General features: G+C 70.1%; 7 protein-coding genes. 4 read left to right on the top strand and 3 right to left on the bottom strand.

Annotated elements, in window-relative coordinates:
- The 4 genes from DID99_RS14330 to waaA all read left to right on the top strand — a co-directional run.
- The coding region (locus DID99_RS14330; protein WP_148094675.1) for a phosphomannomutase/phosphoglucomutase at positions 1-915 on the top strand (915 nt) is incomplete at its 5' end.
- A 177-nt stretch (positions 916-1,092) separates the two neighbouring features.
- Positions 1,093-2,088 (top strand): lipopolysaccharide heptosyltransferase I, encoded by a 996-nt coding sequence (gene waaC / locus DID99_RS14325; protein ID WP_124487740.1) that lies wholly within the window; start codon positions 1,093-1,095, stop codon positions 2,086-2,088.
- 52 nt (positions 2,089-2,140) lie between these two features.
- Positions 2,141-3,025, top strand: coding sequence for a Kdo hydroxylase family protein (locus DID99_RS14320; RefSeq protein WP_124521586.1), 885 nt, complete (start codon positions 2,141-2,143; stop codon positions 3,023-3,025).
- Positions 3,026-3,062: 37 nt separating this feature from the next.
- Entirely contained in the window at positions 3,063-4,418 is a 1,356-nt protein-coding gene (gene waaA / locus DID99_RS14315; RefSeq protein WP_124571050.1) for a lipid IV(A) 3-deoxy-D-manno-octulosonic acid transferase, read from the top strand.
- Between the two features lie 61 nt (positions 4,419-4,479).
- Here waaA and ureG read toward each other — a convergent pair whose 3' ends face one another.
- Genes ureG through ureE form a run of 3 tightly spaced genes read right to left on the bottom strand, consistent with a single transcriptional unit; the run spans position 4,480 to position 6,447 of the window.
- Complete coding sequence (gene ureG, locus DID99_RS14310; protein WP_044846268.1) at positions 4,480-5,127, bottom strand: urease accessory protein UreG; 648 nt, start codon at positions 5,125-5,127, stop codon at positions 4,480-4,482.
- Positions 5,128-5,141: 14 nt separating this feature from the next.
- Entirely contained in the window at positions 5,142-5,822 is a 681-nt protein-coding gene (locus DID99_RS14305; protein ID WP_124487743.1) for an urease accessory protein UreF, read from the bottom strand.
- The gene (ureE, locus tag DID99_RS14300; protein WP_124666964.1) at positions 5,809-6,447 is read right to left on the bottom strand and encodes an urease accessory protein UreE; all 639 of its coding nucleotides are present in this window, start codon (positions 6,445-6,447) and stop codon (positions 5,809-5,811) included. Before ureE ends, DID99_RS14305 begins: the two co-directional genes overlap by 14 nt.
- Between the last annotated feature and the right edge of the window lie 5 nt (positions 6,448-6,452).

The raw sequence follows: 6,452 nt of genomic DNA, 5'->3' as shown, positions 1-6,452 counted from the left end.
ATCGCGCGCATCGTTGGCGACGTGAAGCTCGCGCGCCCGCTGAAGCTCGTCGTCGACGCCGGCAACGGCGTCGCGGGTCCGCTCGCGACGCGCCTGTTCAAGGCGCTCGGCTGCACGCTCGTCGAGCGCTTCACCGACATCGACGGCACGTTCCCGAACCACCACCCCGATCCCGCGCACCCGGAAAACCTGCAGGACGTGATCCAGGCGCTGAAGGATACCGACGCCGAACTCGGCTTCGCGTTCGACGGCGACGGCGACCGCCTCGGCGTCGTCACGAAGGACGGCCAGATCATCTACCCGGACCGCCAGCTCATGCTGTTCGCGGAAGAAGTGCTGTCGCGCAACCCGGGCGCGCAGATCATCTACGACGTGAAGTGCACGCGCCATCTCGCGCAGTGGGTGAAGGCGAAGGGCGGCGAGCCGCTGATGTGGAAGACGGGCCATTCGCTGGTCAAGGCGAAGCTACGCGAGACGGGCGCACCGCTCGCGGGCGAGATGAGCGGCCACGTGTTCTTCAAGGATCGCTGGTACGGCTTCGACGACGGTCTCTACACGGGCGCGCGCCTGCTCGAGATCCTCGCGAAGACGGCCGATCCGAGCGCGCTGCTCAATGCGCTGCCGGACGCGATGAGCACGCCGGAACTGCAGCTCAAGCTCGAGGAGGGCGAGAACTTCCGCCTGATCGAGAAGCTGCAGCAGGAAGCGAAGTTCGACGGCGCCGACGAAGTCGTGACGATCGACGGCCTGCGCGTCGAGTACCCAGACGGCTTCGGCCTCGCGCGTTCGTCGAACACGACGCCGGTGGTCGTGCTGCGCTTTGAAGCGGAGACCAAGGAAGGGCTCGAGCGCATCCAGGCGGACTTCCGCCGCGTGCTGACGGCCGCGAAGCCGGACGTCGAGCTGCCGTTCTGAACCCCGGCGGCCTGCGGGCCCCCGCCGGTGCGACGACGGTAGAAGGATCGTCGCGCCATTCCCGAAAAGCGGCGCACGCTGACGGCGTGCGGCCGCTTTTTGCCTGTGTGCCTCCCCGGGCGCGATAAAATCGCGTCTTTATGCCTGTCGCCGGCTGTCCGCCGGCGTTTTTTCAGCGTGCAAAAGATCCTGATCGTGCGCGTGTCGTCGCTGGGCGACGTCGTGCACAACATGCCGGTGATCGCCGATATCCGGCGTCGCCATCCCGACGCGCAGATCGACTGGCTCGTCGAGGAGAGCTTCGTCGACCTCGTGCGGCTCGTCGACGGCGTGCGCGACGTGCTGCCGTTCTCGTTGCGCCGCTGGCGCAAGAAGCCGTTCTCGGGCGCGACGTGGCGCGAGATCCGCGCGTTCCGCAAGCGCCTCGCGGCCGAGCAGTACGACCTCGTGATCGACTGCCAGGGGCTCATCAAGACGGCCTGGGTCGCGAGCTGGGCGCGCGGCCCGCTCGCCGGCCTCGGCAATCGCACCGACGGCGCCGGCTACGAATGGCCGGTGCGCTTCTTCTATCGCAAGCGCGTGCCGATCGCGCCGCGCACGCACGTGGTCGAGCGTTCGCGCCAGCTGGTCGCGGCCGCGCTGGGCGACCCGGCGCCGACGCCGGCCGATCCGGTCGACTTCGGCCTCGATACGCGCGCGGCGGCGCGCGCGGTCGCGACGCTCGGCCTGAACCTGCCGGTGCCGTACGTGGTGTTCGTGCATGCGACGTCGCGCGCCGACAAGCAGTGGCCGGATGCCGCTTGGATCGAGCTCGGCCAGGCGCTCGTGCGGCGCGGCGCGTCGCTCGTGCTGCCGTGGGGCAACGACGCGGAGCGCGCGACCAGCGAGCGGCTCGCTCAGTCGTTCGGCGCGGCGGCGATCGTGCCGCCGAAGCTGTCGCTGCCGGCCGTCGTCGGCCTGATCGACGGCGCGGCCGCGACGGTCGGGGTTGATACAGGTCTGGTTCACATCGCGGCCGCGCTGAAGCGTCCGACGGTCGAACTGTACAATTTCGCGACGGCCTGGCGCACCGGCGGATACTGGTCGCCGAACGTCGTCAATCTCGGCACGGCGGGGCAGCCGCCGTCGATCGCGCAGGTGAAGGCGGCACTCGCGGGCTTCGGCCTGCTGTGATGCCCGTCATGCCTGTCCTGCCTGCCTTGCCTGTCACGCACGCGAACCGATCATGAGCGAATCCCAGATCATCGAAGTCCCGTCCGCCGACTGGAGCGGACACAACCTGTCGACGCCGCGCGAGCAGCTGCTCGCCGCGGTCGAGGAAGGCAAGGTGCTGTATTTCCCGCACCTGCGCTTCGCGATCGAAGGCGGCGAGGAAGCGTTGCTCGATCCGGCGCTCGCCGACCCGAAACGCAAGAACATCAGCCTCGCGCCGAACGGCGGCGCGCTCGTCGGCGTGCTAGGCGACAGCGTCACGCAATCGGCCGTGCGCGCGCTGGTCGCGCGCTTCCAGCAGCAGGCCGGCACGCTCGTCGACGGCCTGTTTCCCGAATACCGCGGCAAGCTGCGCGTCGCGCCGACGAGCCTGCGGCTGATGCAGGTCGAGACGCGCCAGACATCCTGGCGCAAGGACGACAGCCGGCTGCACGTCGACGCGTTCCCGTCGCGGCCGAACTACGGCGAGCGGATCCTGCGCGTGTTCACGAACGTGAACCCGGCCGGCGTGCCGCGCGTGTGGCGTGTCGGCGAGCCGTTCGAGGACGTCGCGAAGCGCTTCCTGCCGAAGATCCGGCCGCAGTTGCCGGGCTCGGCGTGGCTGTTGAACCTGCTGCACGTGACGAAGTCGCCACGCAGCGCGTACGACCACCTGATGCTGAACCTGCACGACGGGATGAAGGCCGATCTCGACTACCAGAAGACTTGTCCACAGCAGACGATGCCGTTTCCGCCGGGCAGCGTGTGGATATGTTTCTCGGATCAGACTTCGCACGCTGTGATGTCCGGCCAGTTCATGCTCGAGCAGACCTTCTTCCTGCCGGTCGACGCGATGGTGCGTCGCGAATGCGCGCCGCTCGGGATTCTCGAGCGCCTGCAGGGCAGGGCGCTGGTTTGAGCGCGCCTTTTCACCGACGCAATACGAGGGCTGCTGCATGCTGAGGGCGATCTATCGCACGCTGTGGTGGCTCGTCGCGCCGATCGCGGTGATCCGGCTCCTCGTGCGCTCGCGCAAGGAGCGCGGCTATCGCGAGCACATCGGCGAGCGCTTCGGCCACGTCGCCGGCCGTTCGCCGGACGATCGCGCGCCGCTGATCTGGGTGCATGCGGTGTCGGTCGGCGAGACGCGCGCCGCGCAGCCGCTGATCGACGCGCTGATGCGCGCGCGGCCCGACGCGCGCATCCTGCTCACGCACATGACGCCGAGCGGCCGCGCGACCGGCGAGCAGATCTTCGGCGAGCGCGTGCTGCGCTGCTACCTGCCGTACGACATGCCGGGCGCGGTGCGGCGCTTCCTGCGCGCCTGGCGGCCGACGCTCGGCCTCGTGATGGAAACCGAGGTGTGGCCGACGCTGATCGACGAGTGCCGCCGCGCGGACGTGCCGCTCGTGCTGACCAATGCGCGGATGTCCGCGCGCTCGCACCGGCGCGCGGCGAAGTTCGGCGCGGCGACGCGCGACGTGTTCGGCGGATTCTCGCGCGTGCTCGCGCAGAGCCCGGCCGACGCGGAGCGGCTGACGTCGCTCGGTGCACGCAACGTGGCGGTGCTCGGCAACCTGAAGTTCGACATGACGACGCCGCCGGAGCTGGCGGCGCGCGGCCACGCATGGCGCGACGCGATCGGCACGCGGCCGGTGTGGGTCGCGGCCAGCACGCGCGAGAACGAGGAGGCGCTGGTGCTGCAGGCGTTCGCCGCGATGAAGACGGCCGGTGCGCTGCTGATTCTCGTGCCGCGTCATCCGCAGCGCTTCGCCGAAGTGGAAGCGCTGGTCGCGCGCAATGGGTTCAAGTGCGTGCGGCGTTCGGTGTGGGCCGCCGACGCCGCGGCGCTCGCGGCCGGCCGGCCGGCCGCCGAACCGTTGCCGGCCGATGTGACGGTGCTGCTCGGCGATTCGATGGGGGAACTCGGCGCGTACTATGCGGCCGCCGACGTCGCGTTCATCGGCGGCAGCCTGCTGCCGCTCGGCGGGCAGAACCTGATCGAGGCGTGTGCGGTCGGCGTGCCGGTGCTGATCGGCCCGCACGTGTTCAACTTCACGCAGGCGACCGCCGATGCGGTCGCGGCCGGCGCGGCGATGCAGGTCGCGGATCCGCTCGATCTCGCGCACGTGCTCGATGCGCTGTTCGCCGACCACGCGCGGCGTGTCGCGATGGGCGCGGCCGGCGCCGCGTTCGCGTCGCGCCATCGCGGCGCGACCGCGCGCTCGGTGGACGTGCTCGCGGCGCTGCTGCCGCCCGTCGAGCGCGGCGGGCGTGCGATGCACGGCGCGGCCGACGCATCCGACGACTGAGCGGGCGGCGCAAGGCCGTCCCCCGGGCCGACGTGGCGGCGGCATGTCGCCGCCGCGTCGCTCACACCGTCAGCAATCCTTTCCTTTCGATGAACGCGACGACATCGGCGACGCCCTCGAGCGCTTTCAGGTTCGTCATCACGTAAGGCCGCTCGCCGCGCATCTTCTTCGTGTCGGACGCCATCACGTCGAGGTTCGCGCCGACGAGCGGCGCGAGATCCGTCTTGTTGATCACGAGCAGGTCGGACTTCGTGATACCGGGCCCGCCCTTGCGCGGAATCTTCTCGCCGCCGGCCACGTCGATCACGTAGATCGTCAGGTCCGACAGCTCGGGGCTGAAGGTCGCCGCGAGATTGTCGCCGCCCGATTCGATGAACACGATGTCGGCGTCGGGGAAGCGCGACAGCATGCGGTCGACGGCCTCCAGGTTGATCGACGCATCCTCGCGGATCGCCGTGTGCGGGCAGCCGCCCGTCTCGACGCCCATGATGCGTTCCTCGGGTAGCGCGCCCGCGACCGTCAGCAGGCGCTGGTCTTCCTTCGTATAGATGTCGTTCGTGATCGCGACGAGGTCGTAGCGCTCGCGCATCGCCTTGCACAGCATTTCGAGCAGCGTGGTCTTGCCGGAGCCGACCGGGCCGCCGATGCCGACGCGCAGCGGCGGCAGTTTCTTGGTGCGGCGGGCGGAGGAGGTTGCGGGTGCGTTCATGGCGTGGATCGGGTTCAGGAGCGGAACAACCGCGAATACTGGGTTTCGTGCCGTGCGGACAGGATGCCGAGCTGCGGCGCGAACGTGTTGATGGAGTCGGGCGGCGTCGCGAGCGCGCGGCGCACGGCCGCGTCGATCGCGCCGCGCAGCGCGACGATGATGCGCTGGCCGGCGAGCTGGCCGAGCGGCACCGCTTTCAGCGCGGCCGACGTCTGGTTCTCGACCCAGCCGAACGCGTATGCGGCGAGCGTGGCGTCGGCGCCGGCACCGTGTGCGGCCGCCGCGTATGCGAATGCGGTCGGCAGCGCGATCGGCGTGAGCGATGCGAGCGTCGCGCGGCGTGCGGCATCGCCCCATTCGAGCGACGCGCACAGTTGCGCGAGCGACCAGCCCATCTGCTCGGTCTCGCGGCGCAGCTCCGCCGATTCGCGGCTCGCGACGAACCATGCGTTCTCGCGCGCCAGCGCGTCGGCGTCGTGCGCGTGCCAGCGCGCGAGCTGGTGCGCGAGGAACGGCAGCTCGCCGTGTGCGAGCACGTCGGTCAGCCCGCTCGCGATCCAGTCGCGCGCGGTGTCGGCGTCGCGGATCAGGTTCGCGTCGAGCGCGGCTTCGAGTCCCTGCGAATAGCTGAACGCGCCGATCGGCAATGCGGGCGACGCGAGATGCAGCAGCGCGACGAGCTCAGTGGTGGTCATGACCGTGGTGGCCGTGCGAGCAGCCGGGACCATGCTGATGATCGTGATCGTGATCGTGATCGTGATCGTGCGAGTGCGAGTGCGAGTGCGAGTGCGAGTGCGAGTGGCCGTGGTGTTCGCCGAAGACCTGCTGCGCGAGCGCGTAGTCCTCGGCGAACGTCGCATCGTGCCCGTGCTTGTGGCCGCCACCATATGCGCCGGCTTCCGGCTGGAACGGTGCGCTCGTTTCTTCGACCTGCGTGTCGAGCCGGCGCAGCATGTCAGCGAGCACCGGATCGGCTTCGAGCTTCAGGTAACCGTCGCCGATCTCGACCGGCGTGTGACGGTTGCCGAGGTGATACGCGGCGCGCATCAGCGTGAGCGGGTCGGCCGCGCGTACGAGCAGCACCGTTTCGGAGGCAGCTGCGACGCGCACGAGCGCGCCGTCGTCGGCGACGAGCACGTCGCCGTCGCGCAGCACGGTGCCGCGCGGCAGCAGGACCGCGACGTCCTCGCCGGTGTCGAGCGTGGCCGCGAGGCGGCTCTTGCAGCGGGCGTCATAGGCGAGCGTGAGCGTCGGCGCGCGCGCGACGAGCGACGCGGCGAGCTTCACGTTCGGGGCAATGCGTTTGTCGAGGGTGCGCATGGAAC

The sequence above is a fragment of the Burkholderia sp. Bp8986 genome (genome assembly GCF_003854225.1).
Lineage (GTDB): Bacteria > Pseudomonadota > Gammaproteobacteria > Burkholderiales > Burkholderiaceae > Burkholderia.
Note: the sequence above shows the minus strand (reverse complement) of the source record. Positions and strands in the feature narration are given on the sequence as shown.